Source organism: Gordonia sp. LMA484 (assembly GCF_058129505.1).
Genome location: NZ_CM176700.1, coordinates 54,969 through 71,032 on the forward strand (window position 1 = coordinate 54,969; position 16,064 = coordinate 71,032).

15 protein-coding genes and 1 pseudogene are annotated in these 16,064 nt (G+C 65.0%); 9 read left to right on the forward strand and 7 right to left on the reverse strand.

The window, feature by feature from the left end:
* The first annotated feature begins 11 nt into the window (after window positions 1-11).
* The 5 genes from AC4AMJ_RS00230 to AC4AMJ_RS00250 all read left to right on the forward strand — a co-directional run bounded on the left by AC4AMJ_RS00230 (window position 12) and on the right by AC4AMJ_RS00250 (window position 6,322).
* Window positions 12-1,955: an AMP-binding protein gene (locus AC4AMJ_RS00230; protein WP_489916531.1), complete on the forward strand. Its 1,944-nt coding sequence runs from the start codon at window positions 12-14 to the stop codon at window positions 1,953-1,955.
* A gap of 10 nt (window positions 1,956-1,965) precedes the next feature.
* Complete coding sequence (locus AC4AMJ_RS00235; RefSeq protein ID WP_489897576.1) at window positions 1,966-3,141, forward strand: acyl-CoA dehydrogenase family protein; 1,176 nt, start codon at window positions 1,966-1,968, stop codon at window positions 3,139-3,141.
* Between the two features lie 76 nt (window positions 3,142-3,217).
* Complete coding sequence (locus tag AC4AMJ_RS00240; RefSeq protein WP_489916533.1) at window positions 3,218-4,354, forward strand: CaiB/BaiF CoA transferase family protein; 1,137 nt, start codon at window positions 3,218-3,220, stop codon at window positions 4,352-4,354.
* A gap of 25 nt (window positions 4,355-4,379) precedes the next feature.
* Window positions 4,380-5,171, forward strand: coding sequence for an enoyl-CoA hydratase/isomerase family protein (locus AC4AMJ_RS00245; RefSeq protein ID WP_489916535.1), 792 nt, complete (start codon window positions 4,380-4,382; stop codon window positions 5,169-5,171).
* On the forward strand, window positions 5,168-6,322 hold the full coding sequence (locus tag AC4AMJ_RS00250) for a CaiB/BaiF CoA transferase family protein (RefSeq protein ID WP_489916537.1): 1,155 nt from the start codon (window positions 5,168-5,170) through the stop codon (window positions 6,320-6,322). The genes AC4AMJ_RS00245 and AC4AMJ_RS00250 overlap by 4 nt, the downstream gene beginning before the upstream one ends.
* 15 nt (window positions 6,323-6,337) lie before the next feature.
* Here the strand turns inward: AC4AMJ_RS00250 and AC4AMJ_RS00255 are convergent, their stop codons facing one another.
* From AC4AMJ_RS00255 to AC4AMJ_RS00265, 3 genes are all read right to left on the reverse strand, one after another.
* Window positions 6,338-6,733 (reverse strand): type II toxin-antitoxin system VapC family toxin, encoded by a 396-nt coding sequence (locus AC4AMJ_RS00255; protein WP_489897572.1) that lies wholly within the window; start codon window positions 6,731-6,733, stop codon window positions 6,338-6,340.
* Complete coding sequence (locus tag AC4AMJ_RS00260) at window positions 6,730-6,969, reverse strand: FitA-like ribbon-helix-helix domain-containing protein (RefSeq protein WP_489897571.1); 240 nt, start codon at window positions 6,967-6,969, stop codon at window positions 6,730-6,732. The genes AC4AMJ_RS00255 and AC4AMJ_RS00260 overlap by 4 nt, the downstream gene beginning before the upstream one ends.
* 136 nt (window positions 6,970-7,105) lie before the next feature.
* Window positions 7,106-7,972, reverse strand: coding sequence for an alpha/beta fold hydrolase (locus AC4AMJ_RS00265; protein ID WP_489916539.1), 867 nt, complete (start codon window positions 7,970-7,972; stop codon window positions 7,106-7,108).
* Window positions 7,973-8,074: 102 nt separating this feature from the next.
* Here AC4AMJ_RS00265 and AC4AMJ_RS00270 point away from each other — a divergent pair.
* Window positions 8,075-9,130, forward strand: a pseudogene (locus tag AC4AMJ_RS00270) (alpha/beta fold hydrolase).
* A 291-nt stretch (window positions 9,131-9,421) separates the two neighbouring features.
* On the opposite strand, the gene AC4AMJ_RS00275 reads toward AC4AMJ_RS00270, so the two are convergent.
* Window positions 9,422-10,141, reverse strand: coding sequence for a GntR family transcriptional regulator (locus AC4AMJ_RS00275; protein ID WP_489897569.1), 720 nt, complete (start codon window positions 10,139-10,141; stop codon window positions 9,422-9,424).
* 455 nt (window positions 10,142-10,596) lie between these two features.
* Here AC4AMJ_RS00275 and dctP point away from each other — a divergent pair, with 455 nt between their 5' ends.
* Genes dctP through AC4AMJ_RS00290 form a run of 3 tightly spaced genes read left to right on the forward strand, consistent with a single transcriptional unit; the run spans window position 10,597 to window position 13,633 of the window.
* On the forward strand, window positions 10,597-11,646 hold the full coding sequence (gene dctP, locus AC4AMJ_RS00280) for a TRAP transporter substrate-binding protein DctP (protein WP_489897568.1): 1,050 nt from the start codon (window positions 10,597-10,599) through the stop codon (window positions 11,644-11,646).
* Window positions 11,643-12,353 (forward strand): TRAP transporter small permease, encoded by a 711-nt coding sequence (locus AC4AMJ_RS00285; protein WP_489897567.1) that lies wholly within the window; start codon window positions 11,643-11,645, stop codon window positions 12,351-12,353. The genes dctP and AC4AMJ_RS00285 overlap by 4 nt, the downstream gene beginning before the upstream one ends.
* Complete coding sequence (locus AC4AMJ_RS00290) at window positions 12,350-13,633, forward strand: TRAP transporter large permease (protein WP_489897566.1); 1,284 nt, start codon at window positions 12,350-12,352, stop codon at window positions 13,631-13,633. The genes AC4AMJ_RS00285 and AC4AMJ_RS00290 overlap by 4 nt, the downstream gene beginning before the upstream one ends.
* Before the next feature lie 64 nt (window positions 13,634-13,697).
* Here the strand turns inward: AC4AMJ_RS00290 and AC4AMJ_RS00295 are convergent, their stop codons facing one another.
* The 3 genes from AC4AMJ_RS00295 to fabG are packed head-to-tail and all read right to left on the reverse strand — an operon-like array spanning window position 13,698 to window position 16,059.
* Window positions 13,698-14,105 carry a WhiB family transcriptional regulator gene (locus AC4AMJ_RS00295; protein ID WP_489916541.1) on the reverse strand — a complete coding sequence of 136 codons (408 nt, stop codon included), beginning with the start codon at window positions 14,103-14,105 and terminating at the stop codon, window positions 13,698-13,700.
* Window positions 14,057-15,289: an acetyl-CoA C-acetyltransferase gene (locus tag AC4AMJ_RS00300; protein ID WP_489916543.1), complete on the reverse strand. Its 1,233-nt coding sequence runs from the start codon at window positions 15,287-15,289 to the stop codon at window positions 14,057-14,059. Before AC4AMJ_RS00300 ends, AC4AMJ_RS00295 begins: the two co-directional genes overlap by 49 nt.
* A 23-nt stretch (window positions 15,290-15,312) precedes the next feature.
* The gene (gene fabG / locus AC4AMJ_RS00305; protein ID WP_489916545.1) at window positions 15,313-16,059 is read right to left on the reverse strand and encodes a 3-oxoacyl-ACP reductase FabG; all 747 of its coding nucleotides are present in this window, start codon (window positions 16,057-16,059) and stop codon (window positions 15,313-15,315) included.
* Window positions 16,060-16,064: the final 5 nt, after the last annotated feature.

Below are 16,064 nucleotides of genomic sequence, written 5' to 3' on the forward strand. Positions count from 1 at the left end.
GTGATTCCGAGATGGCAGACACCCAGGTGTTATCCACCGACATCGCCTGGACCCCAGACGAATCGGTCAAGCAACGCAGCCGACTGCTGGCCGCACTGCGCAAGTGGGGCTTCGCCGACGACCGCGCGGGATTTGAAGAGCTGAACCAAAAGGCGATCGCCGACCCGGAATGGTTCTGGCTTGCTGCCGCAGCGGATCTCGACGTAGAGTTCGGCACCGATTTCACTGCGGCGCTCGATGAGTCCGCCGGCAAGGAGTTCCCGCAGTGGTTCACCGGTGGTCAGATCAACGTCGCCACGCTGTGCGCGCACCGCCACGCCACCGGCACATACGCCGACAAGACCGCGGTGGTCTACGAGGGCGACAGCGGCCAGCGACGCACGCTGACCTTCGCCGAACTCGACACGCAGGTGCGGCGTTTCGCCGCCAACCTCGCCGGACTCGGTGTCGGCCGCGGTGACCGCGTGGCGCTGTTCATGCCGGTCGTCCCCGAAGCCGTGGTCGCGTTCCTCGCCATCGCTCAGCTCGGCGCGATCGCCGTGCCGACGTTCAGCGGCTACGCGGCCGACGCCCTGGCCACCCGGCTGCAGGACTCGGATGCGGTCGCGCTGATCACCGCCGACGGCACGACTCGTCGTGGCAAGCAGATCGACATGAAGTCCACCGCCGATGCGGCCGTGGCCGATTCACCGTCGGTACGGTCGGTCGTCGTCATCCGGCATCTCGGCGCCGACGTCCCGATGCAGTCCGGCCGTGACGTCTACTACGACGAACTGCCCGCCAACCCGGTGCCGGTGGAGACGGTGGCGACCGACGCCAACGACCCGCTGTGCATCGTCTACACCTCCGGCACCACCGGGCGTCCCAAGGGAATCGTCCACTCACACGGGGGATTCGCGCTCAAGACGGCCATCGACTTCGCCTACGGATTCGACGTGCACGACGATGACGTGGTCTGCTGGATCACCGACCTCGGCTGGCTCGTCGGCCCGATGCTGATGACCGGACCGCTGCAGCTCGGCGCGACGATTGTGATGATCGAGGGTTTGCCGACCTATCCGTCGCCGACCCGCATGTGGGATGTGGTCAACCGCAATGGCGTCACCGTCCAGGGAATCGCACCCACCGCGGCCCGCGCGCTGCGAGCGGCCGGCGACGAGGCCATCGTCGACGTCCCGACACTGAAATCCTTTGTCTCCACCGGCGAAGCCTGGGACGACCCCACCTGGTGGTGGCTGTTCGACGACTTCGGCGCCAAGCGTCGCGCGATCATCAACTACAGCGGCGGCACCGAAGTGGGTGGCGGACTCCTGGTCGGGTACCCGTGCTTCCCGGCGGCGGCCGCAGCCTTCAACGGCCCGCTGCCCGGCATAGACACCGCAGTGCTCGACGATGACGGCAACGCAATCGTCGGCGAGATCGGCGAACTGGCCGTCCGCAACACCTTCCCCGGGATGACACATAGCTTCTGGGGTGACCACGACCGCTACCTGGCCACCTACTGGCAGCGGTTCGACGGGGTGTGGATTCACGGCGACCTTGCCAGCGTGGACGTCGAGGGCATGTGGCGCATCCACGGACGGTCCGACGACACGCTCAAGCTGTCCGGACGGCGCGTCGGCCCCGCCGAGATCGAAACCGCGGTGCTGCGTGATCCGCGGGTCGCCGAGGTGGCCGTCATCGGAGTACCCGACGAGATGCGCGGCCAACGTGCAGTCGCATTCGTGGTGCTCAAGTCCGCCGCCGAGCACGCCGACCTGGAGGCCACGGCAGCGGCCAACGCGGGCAAATCCTTTGCACCCGCGGTCGTGGTGGTGCCGACCCTGCCGAAAACCAAGAACGGCAAGATCATGCGACGCGCGATCCGCGCCCGTTACCTCGGGCAGTCGGCCGGCGACATGTCGTCACTCGATCCGGCCACCCCACTCGAAGACATCCCGACCCAATCGAATTGAGGAGAGACCCATGACCACCACCGACGACCGCGTCGATGCCCCCGACCTGGACCTGATCCGCAACACCACGAGGGAACTGGCCCGTAAGTTCGACTACGACTACTGGCTCGACTGCGACAAGAACCACAAGTATCCGTGGGATTTCGTGAAGGCCTTCGCCGACGGTGGCTGGCTGGGCGCGATGATCCCCGAAGAGTACGGCGGCATCGGGCTCGGCCTGCAGGAGGCCGCGGTCATGATGGGTGAGATCTCCGCTTCGGGCGGCGGTATGAGCGGCGGCTCGGCCATACACTTCTACGTCTTCCCGCCGGCTCCCATCGTGCGGTACGGCTCGGAGGAGATGAAGAAGAAGTATCTGCCCAAGCTAGCCTCGGGCGAGATGCTGACAGCCTTCGGTATCACCGAACCGACTGCGGGCGTCGATACCTCGCGCATCAAGACCAAGGCCACCAAGGTCGACGGCGGCTGGGTCATCAACGGGCAGAAGGTGTTCATCACCAACGCGCAGAACGCCCACCGCATCCTGCTGCTGGCCCGGACGTCGCCGCGTGACAACGCTAAGCCGCTGAGCGGCATGACCATTTTCTTCGCCGAGATGGACCGCGAGCACGTCACCGTACGCGAGATCGACAAGCTCGGCCGCGCCGCGATCGACACCAACGAGCTGTTCATCGACAACCTCTTTGTGGCCGACGAGGACGTGGTGGGCGAGGTCGGCAAGGGCTTCTACTACATCATCGACGGCCTCAACCCGGAGCGCATCGTCGTCGCGATGGAAGGCGTCGGCCTGGGCCGCGCAGCCCTGGAGATCGGCACTGAGTACGCCAAGAACCGCGTCGTGTTCGACCGCCCGATCGGCCAGAACCAGGCTGTCGCACATCCGTTGGCCGACTCGTGGATTCGTCTCGAGGCCGCCGAGCAGATGGCCATGCACGCCGCAAAACTGTTCGACGAGAACAAGGATTGCGGCCACGAAGCGGCCGCCGCGAAGTATCTGGGAGCCGAGGCCGGGTTCGAAGCGTGTGACCGCGCGTTCTCCACACTCGGCGGCTACGCCTATGCCAGGGAGTATCACATCGAGCGCTTGTGGCGTGAGGTGCGCCTGTTGCGCAACGCCCCGTTCTCGCAGGAGATGGTGCGCAACTACATCTCTCAGCAGGTCCTCGGCCTGCCCCGTTCGTACTGATTCAACCACCAGACTGCCCGGCGTCCTGCTGCCTCCAGGGGGCGCCGGGCACCCACCCACCTCCAGGAGACATATCATGACCGGACCACTGCACGGAGTGCGCGTGCTCGTCCTCGCCGGCATGGGTCCGGTGCCTTACGTCTCGATGCTGTTGGCCGACATGGGTGCCCACGTGGTTCGTGTCATCCGGCCACCGCATCGCAGCGCCCGGGCGCTGAGCCAGACCGACGCCCTGCGTGATGACGCCGATCCGGTGAACCGCCATGTCGAGTCCATCGCCGTCGACCTCAAGGACCCGGCCGGTGTCGAACGAGTCATCGATCTGGCCACCGCGGCCGACGTGTTCATCGAAGGCTATCGACCCGGCGTGGTGGAACGACTCGGGCTTGGCCCGGAGGTGATGAGTGAGCACAACTCTCGGCTCATCTACGTTCGGATGACCGGCTACGGTCAGACCGGTCCGCTGGCGCACGACGCCGGGCACGACATCAACTATGTGGCGCAGACCGGTGCGCTGCATGCGATGGCGCGCCACGGTGAGGCGCCTCGCCCGCCGATCAATCTGCTCGGCGACTACGCCGGTGGCGGCATGACCGCCGCCTTCGGAATCGCCTGTGCGTTGGTCGAAGCCAAGACCTCCGGACAGGGGCAGGTGATCGACGCCGCCATGATCGATGGCGTCGCGCTGCTGACCGCCAAGCTGCAGGGTCTGCGGGCCGCGGGTCTCTACTCCGACGATCCGGGCACCAACTTCCTGGATTCCGGCGCCCCGTTCTATGACACCTACCGGTGCGCCGACGGCGGCTACCTCGCGGTCGGCGCCCTCGAGCCGGACTTCTACCGCGAGTTCATCTCCCGGCTCGGCGTCGACACGTCGGACTGGCCCGAGCAGAACGATCGCCGCGGCTGGAACCGACTGCGTGAACTGATCGCCGACGCCATCAAACAGCACCCCCGCGACGAGTGGGCGGGCATCTACGAGGACACCGACTCCTGCGTGACCCCGGTGCTGACCTTCGACGAGGCTGCCGTGTCGCCGCACAACCAGGCACGCAACATGTATGACACTGTGGACGGTGTGTTGCATTCGGCGCCGGCACCCCGGCTGAGTAGAACCCCGGCTCGCGGACCGGCGCGTCCACCGTCAGGTCTGCGGTCCGTCGACGATGTAGCCGCCGACTGGGGACATGCAGGCGTCCCCGTGCCCCACTGATCCTCCGACTCGGCAAGGAAACCCGATGAAGAGCTACGACGAGTTCACCACCCTGCAGATCGACCGTCCCTCCGAGGGCGTGCTGCGGATCGTGCTGGACGCTCCGAATCTCAATGCGGTTGGCCCGCAGATGCACACCGACCTCACCGACGTGTGGCAGGCGATCTCCAAGGACGACGACACCCGTGTCGTGGTGATTCGGGGCGCCGGGGAGAAGGCGTTCTCCGCGGGCGGTTCGTTCGATCTCGTCGAAGAGATGGTCGGTGACTTCAACTCGCGCACCCGCGTGATGCGGGAGGCACGGGACCTGGTGCGCAACATCATCGAATGTCCGCAACCGATTATCTCCGCGATCAATGGCCCCGCCGCCGGCGCCGGCCTGGTCTGCGCGGTGCTCGCCGACATCTCGGTGGCCGGACGCAAGGCCAAGATCGTGGACGGCCACGTGCGGCTCGGCGTCGCTGCCGGTGATCACGCCGCCATCGTCTGGCCGATGATGATGAGCATGGCCAAGGCCAAGTATCACCTGCTTACCAACGAGATCCTCACTGGCGAGGAAGCCGAACGCATCGGCATGGTGTCGGTGTGTGTCGACGACGATCAGGTGCAGGACCGGGCGATGGAGATCGCCGAGAAGCTCGCTCGCGGTGCGCGCAGCGCGCTGCAACTGACCAAGCATTCTGTGAACAACTGGTACCGGCAGGCGATGCCGCTCTTCGACGCCTCGTGGGGTCTCGAGTTCTACGGGTTCGGGGGGCCCGAAGTGATCGAAGGTGTGGCCTCCCACCGAGAGAAGCGGGAGCCGAACTTCCCATGAGTACACGAACCCCTATCCGCAGAAGACCACTGGACGGCATCACCGTCGTCGGCCTGGAACAGGCCATCTCGGCGCCGCTGTGCACTCGGCATCTGGCCGACCTCGGTGCACGGGTGATCAAGGTGGAGAACCCCGGATTCGGCGACTCCACAAGGCATTACGACACTGTTGTCGGTGGTATGTCGGCGCACTTCGTGTGGCTCAACCACGGCAAGGAGTCGGTCACCCTCGACCTCAAGGCGCAGGCTGATCTCCGGGTGTTGAACCGCATTCTGGAGACCGCCGACGTCATCGTGTCCAACCTGGCGCCCGGCGCACTGAGCCGACTCGGACTCGGTACCGGTGAGCTGGCGCGACGATTCCCACGCCTGATCATCGTCGACATCTCCGGCTACGGCAGCGGTGGCCCGCTGGACCACAAGCGAGCTTACGACCTGCTGATCCAGTCCGAAGGCGGCTCGTGCGCCATCACCGGAACACCGGGGCACCCGGCCAAGCCCGGTATCCCTGCGGCCGATATCGGCACCGCGTTGTACGCGTACTCGTCGATCCTCGCGGCGCTGTACGACCGCGAGAAGACCGGTCGCGGCACCGTCATCGCGATCGCCATGCTCGACACAGTCGCCGAGATGATGGGCTTCGCGCTCAATGGCTACCTCCATGGCGGTACCGAACCCGAACCGGTCGGAATGGGGTCGCCGATGATCGCGCCCTACGGTGCGTACGAGACCGCAGACGGTCAGACTGCGGTGCTGGGCACCACCAATGACCGCGAATGGGCCAGGCTCGCAACCATGATCGGCCGGCCCGAGCTCGCCGACGATCCGCGCTACGCCCACAACGACGATCGCGTCCGCGAACGCGCCGCGCTGGATGCGGTGGTCGGGCGGTGGTGCGCGCAACGGAATCTCGCCGACATCCAGAAGCTCGCCGACGAGGCAGGCATCGGCAATGCGCGTCTCAACAACGTCGCCGACCTGGCGCGGCACCCGCAACTCGCCGAACGTGGCCGCTGGCGCGACATCGGCACCCCGTCGGGCCCGGTACCGGCGCTGAAACACCCTGCCCTTGCGAGGGATTGGGAAGCGCGGTCGGGTTCGGTGCCCGCATTGGGGGAGCACACCGAGGCGGTGCGGGCCGAGTTCGGCTGAGCTGCGATATGTAACTCATTGCGGCAGCACCACAATCGGAACTCCAATGTCGGGTGACCGGGATAGTCGCGCATCAGAGGTGATGAGGTCAGCATCAAAGAATCTGGCGGTGGCGACATAGAACGCATCAGAGATACGCAATGACATTCTTAGATCCCATGCGGTGCTGGATATTTGAACACTCTCGGCACGGCGGATCGGAGCTGTCCACACCGCTTTGACCGCGCGCTCGGCCTCCGCGGAACTGATTTGCGATGTCCGCTGGAGTCGCCAGATCGCCGACAACGCTTCCATGTCCAGAATTGTCGGGGCCCAGAGCTCATAGCCCGACATTGATCGAAGGGCGGCAGCCTGCCGTACGGACGGCAGCACGGCGTCGACCAACGCGCTTGCGTCGACGACTCGCCTCATCTATCGCCGGCATCATATTCGTCGCGTACCGCGTCCAGGGCGCCCACGACGTCGATACCGCGTCCTGGTCCTTCGCTGCGGATAGTCGCGGCCCAGTCGTCGAACAATGGACGACTCATGTCGTCGCGCAGGAGCTTGGTGACGTACTCGGACATGGACATATGCAGCTTGGCGGAGCGCTCGCTCAGCTGAGCGTGAAGATCGTCCGGCAGGTTGCGGATCTGAAGTGTGCCCACTTCATGATACTAGCATGAAGAATGCATGCAGGCCTGCTGTAGCGGCACGTGGGTTCGTACCGCACCGTCCCCCTCGACGAAGCCCTCACCGAGCTGCTGTTGGGTGAGCGCGGCATCAGTCAAGCGGAAGGCCTGATCAGAGCTGGTGCCGCTCCAGGAACGATTCGATCGCCGAGGCGAATACCTGGTTGTCGTCGCCCGCGACCATGTGACCGGCGGCGCTGACGTCGGCAACCTCGGCGTGCGGAACCAACTTCAGCATGCTCGCGATGCCGGCGTCACTGACGACATCCGACTTGCCACCGCGAACGATCAACGTCGGGACGGTGACCTCACGTGCGGCCGCGGTCAGCCTCGCGGGGTCGGTGTGGCGGCGCGGCTCGTCGTCGTCGGAGCGGATGAACTCCGGATCCCAGTGCCAGTACCAGCGTCCGTCGTCGTGCTGCCGGACGTTCTTGCGGAGGCCGTCGAGATTGCGGGGGCGTTTGCGTTCCGGGTTGTAGGCGGCCACCGCGTCGGCGACCTCCTCGAGCGTGGCGAAGCCGTCGACGTGAGCGGTCATGAACTTCTTGATGCGGTCGATACCGGCCGGCTCCACGTCGACCACCACATCCACCAGGACCAGTGCCGTCGCGATGCCGGGATGTTCGCCGACGGTGCAGAGACTGGTGATGCCGCCGAGTGAGGCACCCACCAAGATCGGTGCCTTGTCCAGTGTCCGGACGAACCCGATCAGGTCTCCGACGAAGGCGCCGATCGCGTAGTCCTTGTCCGGCGCCCAGTCGCTGTCGCCGTGCCCCCGCAGGTCGAGGCTGTAGGCCTCATATCCGCGTCCGGCGAGCGCATTCGCGCTGCGATCCCACGAATGCCGAGTCTGCCCACCGCCGTGCAGGAGAACGATCGGCGATTCATGGTCGTGAGAGCGGTCGCCGACCCACTTATCACCGCAGATCTGCAGTCCATTGATCTCAAGCGAAATATTTTGTGCACTAAAGTCGACCATCTCTTGATCATAGGTGTCCCGATCTGGGACGGTCGAATATGTCGGAGATCCTGATAAGACAGAGCGAGAGTACCGGGCAACGACGCGAGGAGCACCGCAGCGATCGAAAATCCCTACTACAGCCAGGAGTTCCACGGTGACTACGACCTGATCAGTGTGGGGGAGTTGTCGCTGATGAGGGCGCAACCATCCCCGATTGCATCCTCGCGGTGGCCACCTTCGGTGAGCTCAACGCCGCCAAGGACAATGCGACCCTCATCCCGACCTGGTACTCCGGCACACACCAGATCTGGCGCGACGTGTACATCGGCCCTGATCATGCGCTGAACCCCGAGAAGTACTTCCTCGTCTGCATCGATCAGATCGGCAGTGGCCTGTGGGTATCCCCGCACAACGCCGACGGCGCCAACGCCGAGATCGCGATGTCGAAGTTCCCGCACATCCGGATCGGCGACAACGTCGTAGCCCAGGAACGACTGCTGCGGGAGCACTTCGATATCGACCAGCTTGCCCTGGTGATGGGCGGATCGATGGGCGCCCAGCAGAGCTATGAATGGGCCGTCCGTTTCCCGGACAAGGTGCTGCGCGCCGCGCCGATCGCCGGCACCGCGCAGAACACGCCCGGCGACTTCCTGCTCGCGGAGACGATGCGAGAGGCTATCCAATCCGATCCGCGCTTCAACGGTGGTGAATACAGCTCCAACGCCGACGTCGTCGACGGCCTCACCCGCCAGGCACACATTTGGGCCGTTGTCGGATTCTCCACAGAGTTCTGGAAGCAGGAGGGTTGGCGGTCCACGGAGTTTGAAACCCGCGAGGACTTCCTCGCCGGTTTCCTGGACCCGTACTTCACCGCGATGGACCCCAACGACCTGCTCACCCAGTCGTGGGCGTGGCAGCGCGGTGACGTTGCCCGGCACACCGGCGGTGACCTCGCCGCCGCACTGGCAGAATCACTGCCAAGACGTTCGTCATGCCGATCGATGAGGACCAGCTGTTCCCGGTTCGTGACTGTGCACCCGAACAAGCACTCATCGAGGGCAGCGAACTGCGTGTTGTCGAGGACGTGCTCGGACACCTCGGCTTGTTCGGCGTCGCCCGACCTACATGCCGCAAATCGACCAGCATCTGGGTGATCTACTCGCGACGAAGGCGTGACATCAGGTCGGCCCAGTGGTTTCGCCGAATCAGTCGGCGGCTCGGACCCCCTCCACCGGTTCGTACACCCGATATCCGTGCCGCCCAACATCTCTCGTGCAGTACAGAGTCAATTTGAGCGGCAGTTTCGGTCGTCCGGCCCAGAGCGTGCGCCGGCCAGAATGGACGCTGTCTTCGTGTCCCCGATGCACACGCAGATCAGGAGATGAGCACCGCAGATCTCGAGGAGATTGCTTCGCTGCCACGCCGTCGGAGACTGCGCGACGCGGACGCGGTTGACGCCGAGCGGCCTCAGGCGGTCGACTCCACGTCGTCGTCCCAAACCCCCTGCTTCTCGAGCATCGCGACGAGTTCGTCGGCGCCGGACATGATGTGATCGCGCATGAGGTTCGCGGCGGCCTTGGTGCGGCGTTTGCGCATCGCCTCGAGGATCTCCGGGTGCGCGTGCATCGTGTCGTCGCTGTGGCCTTCGATCTCGTTGTAGAAGCGGTTCGGGAGCTGTTTGACGATGCTGCGCAGCATCAGCGCCAGGCGGCGCGAGTTGGCGGCCAGGTTGATGGTCCGGTGGAATTCGTGGCCGAGCGATACGATCGTGTCCGAGTCGGCCTTGCTCCGCACCGCGTCCTGATGCTTGTGCATGACGTCGTCGAGATAGTCGAGCTGGGTGGTGCTGATCTGCTTCGCGGCGCGGCCGCAGAGTTCGGCAGCCAGTTCGGCCTGGGCCCAGAAGATGTCGCGGACGTCCTGCCGGCTGAACGCGGCAACGACGAAGCCGCGGCGGGGTACAAGCTCGACGAACCCTTCCCCGCTGAGCAGCAGCAGTCCTTCACGTACCGGCGTGTTGCTGACACCGACCGCCTCGGCGATCGGTTCGGTGCGCAGGAAGTCGCCCGGCTTCACCCGTCCGGAGATGATCAGTTCGCGAACATAGCCCGCCACATCTTCGGAAAGCTGCTGCTTGGGAGCACCAACGCGCGGGAGTGATCCAGCCGAGAAAGATTGCGTCGTCACAACCGGTCCTTTCAGCATCAAGTTCCGTACATTATGCCTCATCGGACTCCCTCGGGACGGCTCCGCGTGTGCCGAGGACGACCTGGTAATCGCACCGCAATGGATAGTATATTGTGCATTGGTTCACAGCGGAAGTTCTTTCCTGGATCCGCGCCTCGGCAGCGAGCATGTCCACGCCATTCTTCCAGGGTGTGTGCGGGGCCGGAGACGGGAACACCCGCGTCGAGCGATGGCTCGGCGCGGGTGAACTCTGGGTCGGTCGACCGCGTCGCGCGGTTTCGACGATGGTGGCCAGTCCGTGCGCGCCACCGATGCGCATCTTTGCCAAGCCCGTGCTCCTCCGCGCCTGCTCAGCGCGCGAGGTTGTGTTCTGCGCAACTTTATATATTATGCGTTGCAGCGATCACTATTAGGACAATTCCGGCGTACGGCCGGATTGAGAATTGGGAGTCGGTGTGCACACAGCACGATGGAGAACGGCAGTAGTTGGACTCGTTGTACTCATCCTCGCGACGGCAGGATGCGCTCGTGAGGCTCCCTCGGGCACTGTCACGCTGACGTTCTCTGACGGATTCTCGGCAACTCACCCGATCGGCAAGGGTGGGGCACAGCCCTTCTTGCGGTATCTGCGGGAGCACGGGCCGTCGGTGGGTCTCGACATCGACTACTTCGCGGCAGGGCAGCTTGGCACCGCCAAGGACGCTTTGCATCTGCTGCGTTCCGGCGCCGTAGATCTCGCGCCGGTCATCCCGGCGTATCTCGCCAACGAGTTGCCGATGTCGAGCGTCGGCGAGCTGCCCGGACTCGTCGAGGACACCTGCGCTGCTACCGACGCACTGATGCCGATGGTTCGTCCTGGCGGGATCCTTTATGCGGAGGAGGTCGAGCGCCAGGGCGTTCTACCGCTCTGGGGCGTTGCCATTCCTGGCTATGAGGTGTTCACGAGCGACCGACGAGTCACCCGTCCCGAGGATCTCCATGGTCTGCTGATCCGATCGTTCGGTGGAGTCGGCGACCGCGTGGTGAAGGGCCTCGGCGCGGCTCCGGTCCAGATCTCCGGTCCAGACCTCTACGAGGCGGTCGCACGCAACACCGTATCGGGCGCCGTCCTCACGACCATGAGTGTGACTCCTTACGGCCTGGAGGATGTGCTCCGCTACTCCACGTCGGGCGCCAACCTGAGCGCAACGACGGTCCTGTACTCGACCAGCCAGAAAGCCTGGGAGGGGCTCAATACCGCGCAGCGAGGTGTCCTGACGGACGCGTCGACGGTCGCTCAGAAGAGCGGCTGCGCCACCTTGACGAAGGTCTCGCAGGAGGCGATGGAGACGATGCGTAGCAGCGGTGTGCAGATCACCGCGTTGGCCGGAACCGACCGGCAGGCATGGGATGCCGCACTCGAACCGGTTCGCGAGCTCTGGGTCCATGACCTCACCTCCGTCGGTTTGCCCGCCGGGGCGGTTCTCAACGAGTTCGAGCAGCGTTTGAAAGGTGAGAACCGATGAGCGAGAGCATAGTTCACCCATTCCGGCAGGGCGCAGCCCGGCGGACGATGTTCGGTTATCGGACGTCGGACCACCCGACACTCGACCGCATTCAGAACGGCATCTCGGCGGTGTGCGGGGTGATCGCAGGCGCAGCCATTCTCACGATGACGATCCTGACAATCGTCGAGGTGTTCTCGAGGTCGGTGCTGTCCGCTCCGCTCGGGTGGTCGGTGTCGTTCATCGAGCTCTACCTGCTGCCGGCTGTCGCGTTCTTCGGCACGGTGACCGCCTATCGGAGCGGCGCCCATGTCGCAGTCGGCAGCATCTTCAACGGCCTGCGACCCATTTCGCGCAAACTTCTCTTGGTCACGGGATATCTGGTGGTGATCGTGGGGATGGTCGCACTGGGCTATCCGGGGCTGCAGGCGACCATCTTCTCCTTCACCACCGGCGAATCTCCGGTCCCCGGGTCATCCGAGCTCGTGATCCCGAGCTGGATGTGGCGGTCTATCGTGCCGGTGTCCATGACGGCAGGAGTGGTGATCGTGGCGATCGACTTGGGACGAGAATTACTCGCCCCGTGGTCGACGACGGCGACCGACTACGACCCGGGTGACAGGTCCGATCAGGTGGTAGACGAAGTCGCGGAGTTCGGGTCGTCAACATCGGCAACCGCGACCCAAACATCATCCGTACAAGCACAAGAACCGGAGGCGGTCCGATGATCGCGTTGCTGCTCCTCATCGTCCTCGTCGCCCTGATCATGATCCGGGTGCCGGTGTCGTTCGCGATCATGGCGTCCGGTCTGATCGGGCTGCTCATTCTCATCGGGGTGAAGCCCACCGAGGGTGTCCTCGAGGTGATACCGGTGACCTCGGTTCAGAGTCTGTCGCTGTCGGCGATCCCATTGTTCATCCTGATGGCGCACTTCATGTTGCTGTCCGGCATGGTCGACTCGATGTTCGACGCCGGCCGTGCCATCTTCGGCCGGACGCCGGGCGGAACCGGAATCGCTTCCACCATGGCCGGCGTCGGATTCTCGGCGGTCTCTGGGTCGTCGACTGCCGCCGCAGCCACACTGGCCAAAACGACCAGCGGACGGATGATCGAAGAAGGATACCGGCCGACCACCGCCACGGGGATCGTCGCGTCGGTGGGAACTCTTGCCGGGATGATCCCACCGAGCATCATCCTGGTGTTCTACGCGGTGACGGCGGAAGCGAGTGTCGGCGACCTCATCATCGCCGGGCTCGTGCCTGGCGTGATCATCGCGGTTGCTCTGCTGCTCACCATGTTCATCCCGATCCTGCGCGATCGGGCCAGTGCGCCGCGCGGGGAGCGATCGTCGTGGGCGGCGAAACTGCGGGCGACCATTCAGGCGCTGCCGGTGCTGGTCATCTTCGGCGCGGTGGTTGGTGCAATCTACTTCGGTGTCGCCACACCCACCGAATCCGCGGCGATCGGCTGCCTGGTGGCGCTGCTCCTGGTGATCGTCCGGCGCAGGATGTCATGGGTGGGATTCGTCGACGCTGTCGTCGAGACGGTGAAGTCGAGCGCGATGATCTTCGCCATCGTGATCGCCGCGCATGTGTTCGGCTATGCCTTCACCGAGACCAAGGCCGCCGAGTCGCTCGTTACCTGGGTCGGTGGGCTGGCCGTGCCCGCTCTCGTCATCATGGCCCTGATCACCTTGCTTTACCTGCTTCTCGGTTTCGTCATGGATCAGGTCGCGATCATCGCGTTGACGGTCCCGATCGTTCTTCCCCTGGTGGAAACCCTGGGATACGACGCCGTCTGGTTCGGCGTCTTCGTGGTCCTCATGGGTGAGATCGGATTGATCTCCCCGCCACTGGGGCTCAATGTGTTCGTCGTCGCGCGGTCTGCGGGACGTGACACGGTCGAGGTCTTCCGCGGCGCAGCGCCGTATGCGGCCGCGATGCTGGTTGTCGCCGTGGTATTCGTGCTGTGGCCGGAAATCGTTTTGTGGTTACCGAATTCGATGTAGAGATCGGAATGCCGGGCGGTGAAGGGGCGCCGGCCGGTGCCCTTTCATTGTGCGCCCAGCTGCGTCAGAGTCTGCGGCTCTCTGAGTTCGGCAACCGACGGTATCCACCTGAGCGTCGCCGCTCACGTTTCCGTTCGCTGGGCGTCGTCGCGCCCCAGATTCCGTACGCTTCCGGGCTTACCAGAGCGAACTCACGACACTGGCGTAGCACTGGACACTGGTTGCAAAGGTGTTTGGCGGCACGCTCGGTTGCGATGCGTTCGGTCGCGGTCAGGTCGGTCGAAGGAAAGAACAGCGATGGATCCGCACCTCGGCAGCGAGCATGTCCACGCCAATCTTCCAGGCTGTGTGCGAGGCCGGAGACGGGAACACCCGCGTCGAGCGATGGCTCGGCGCGGGTGAACTCGGGGTCGGTCGAACGCGTCACGCGCTCTCGACAACGGCGGCCAGTCCCTGCCCGCCACCGATGCACATCGTTACCAAGCCCGTGCCCCCTCCGCGCCTGCTCAGCTCGTGCATCAGCGTGGTCGTCATGCGCAATCCGGTGGCACCGATCGGATGCCCCAGTGAGATGCCGGAACCATTGACGTTAAGGCGATCGTGGTCATGCCATTTCCAGCCTTCGAGCACCGCGAGGACCTGCACGGCGAATGCCTCGTTGAGTTCCACCAGATCGACGGTATCCAGGAGAGCGGCCGGAGAATCCAGTCCGGCACGCGCCGCCAGCTTCTCGACGGCTGGCACCGGTCCGATACCCATGCGTGCCGGGTCGCAGCCGGCCGCCGCCCAGTCGGTGACATAGCCGATGGGTTCGAGACCGAGTTCGTCGAGCGCATCCTCGGCGACGACGAGGCAGCCTGCGGCGGCGTCGTTCTGCTGACTCGCGTTGCCGGCGGTCACCGTGCCGTCAGGTGTGAGTGTGCGTAGACGGGCCAGCGACTCGGCGGTGGAGTCGGGTCGCACACCCTCGTCCCGGGAGACCACGACGGGGTCTCCCTTGCGCTGAGGGACCGAGACCTCGACGACCTCGTCGGAGAATCGGCCTGCGTCCCAGGCAGCGGCCGCGCGCTGATGGCTGCGCGCGGCGTAGGCATCGGCGGCTTCCCTCGTGATGCCGTATTCGGCGGCGAGGTTCTCGGCGGTCTCGATCATTCCGGAGATCTCCCCGAATCGCCAGACCGGTTGGGAGCGTTCGCGTCCGCGGTCGAGGCGGTCGTAGAGACTGACGTTGCCGGCGCGGGCTCCCCACCGGTTGGTGGTCGAGTAGTATTCGATGCGGCTCATCGACTCGACCCCACCGGCGAATACCGCATCGGCGGCGCCGGATTGCACCATCATCGCAGCGGTCGCCAGCGCTTGGAGTCCGCCGCCGCAACGACGGTCGAGCTGCATGCCGGGGACGCTGATCGGGAGGCCCGAATGCAGTGCGACCCAGCGTCCGACGCAGGGGGTTTCGGAATTCGCGTACGACTGGGCGAAGACCACGTCGTCGATGCGTTCGGGGTCGACGCCGGAACGTTCGACGACCGCCTTGACGACGGTGGCGCCGAGATCCTCCACGCTGACGTCGCGAAGCGAGCCGCCGAAGGTGCCGACGGGCGTGCGGGTGGGCGCGACGATGGCCGCGCGGGGAAGGGGTGTGCGTGTGCTGATCATGACTGTCCTCTGGTTCTCGGGTCTCACATGAACCGTCCGCCGGTGACCTCGAGCACGGTCCCGGTCATGTACGACGACAGATCGGATGCGAGGAAGAGGGCGACGGAGGCGATCTCGGCTACCTCGCCCGCCCGGTGCATCGGGATCTCCGACATCTTCTGGTCCCACGCCTTCTGCGGCATGGCCTCGGTCATCGCGGTGCGGATCAGGCCGGGCTGGATGGCGTTCACGCGGACGCCATGGTGGGCAACCTCTTTGGCAGCGGCCTTGGTCAGTCCGACGATTCCGGCCTTGGCTGCCGAGTAGTTGGTCTGGCCCACCATGCCGACCTTGCCCGAGAGCGACGAGAGGTTCACGATCGTCCCGCTCTTGCGTTCGCGCATGATGGCCGCCGCCTTGCGGGTGCCGTTCCAGGTGCCCTTGAGATGCACGGTGATGACCTGATCGAACTGGTCCTCGGTCATGGTGCGCATGGTGGCGTCGCGGGTGATGCCGGCGTTGTTGACCATCACGTCGACGGGGCCGAATGATTCGGCCGCGGCGGCGAGGACGGCATCGACCTCGGTGGCGTCGGTGACATCGCAGCGCAGACCGCGGGCGACTTCGGGGCCTCCCAGCTTGTCGGCGGCCGACTCCGCTGCGGTGGCGTCGATGTCGGCGACGATCACGTGTGCCCCTTCGTCGATGAAGAGTTGTGCGATGGCAAAGCCGATTCCCTGTGCGGCGCCGGTGATGACGGCGGTTTTGTCCTTGAGGAGTGGTTCGGTCACGGTTG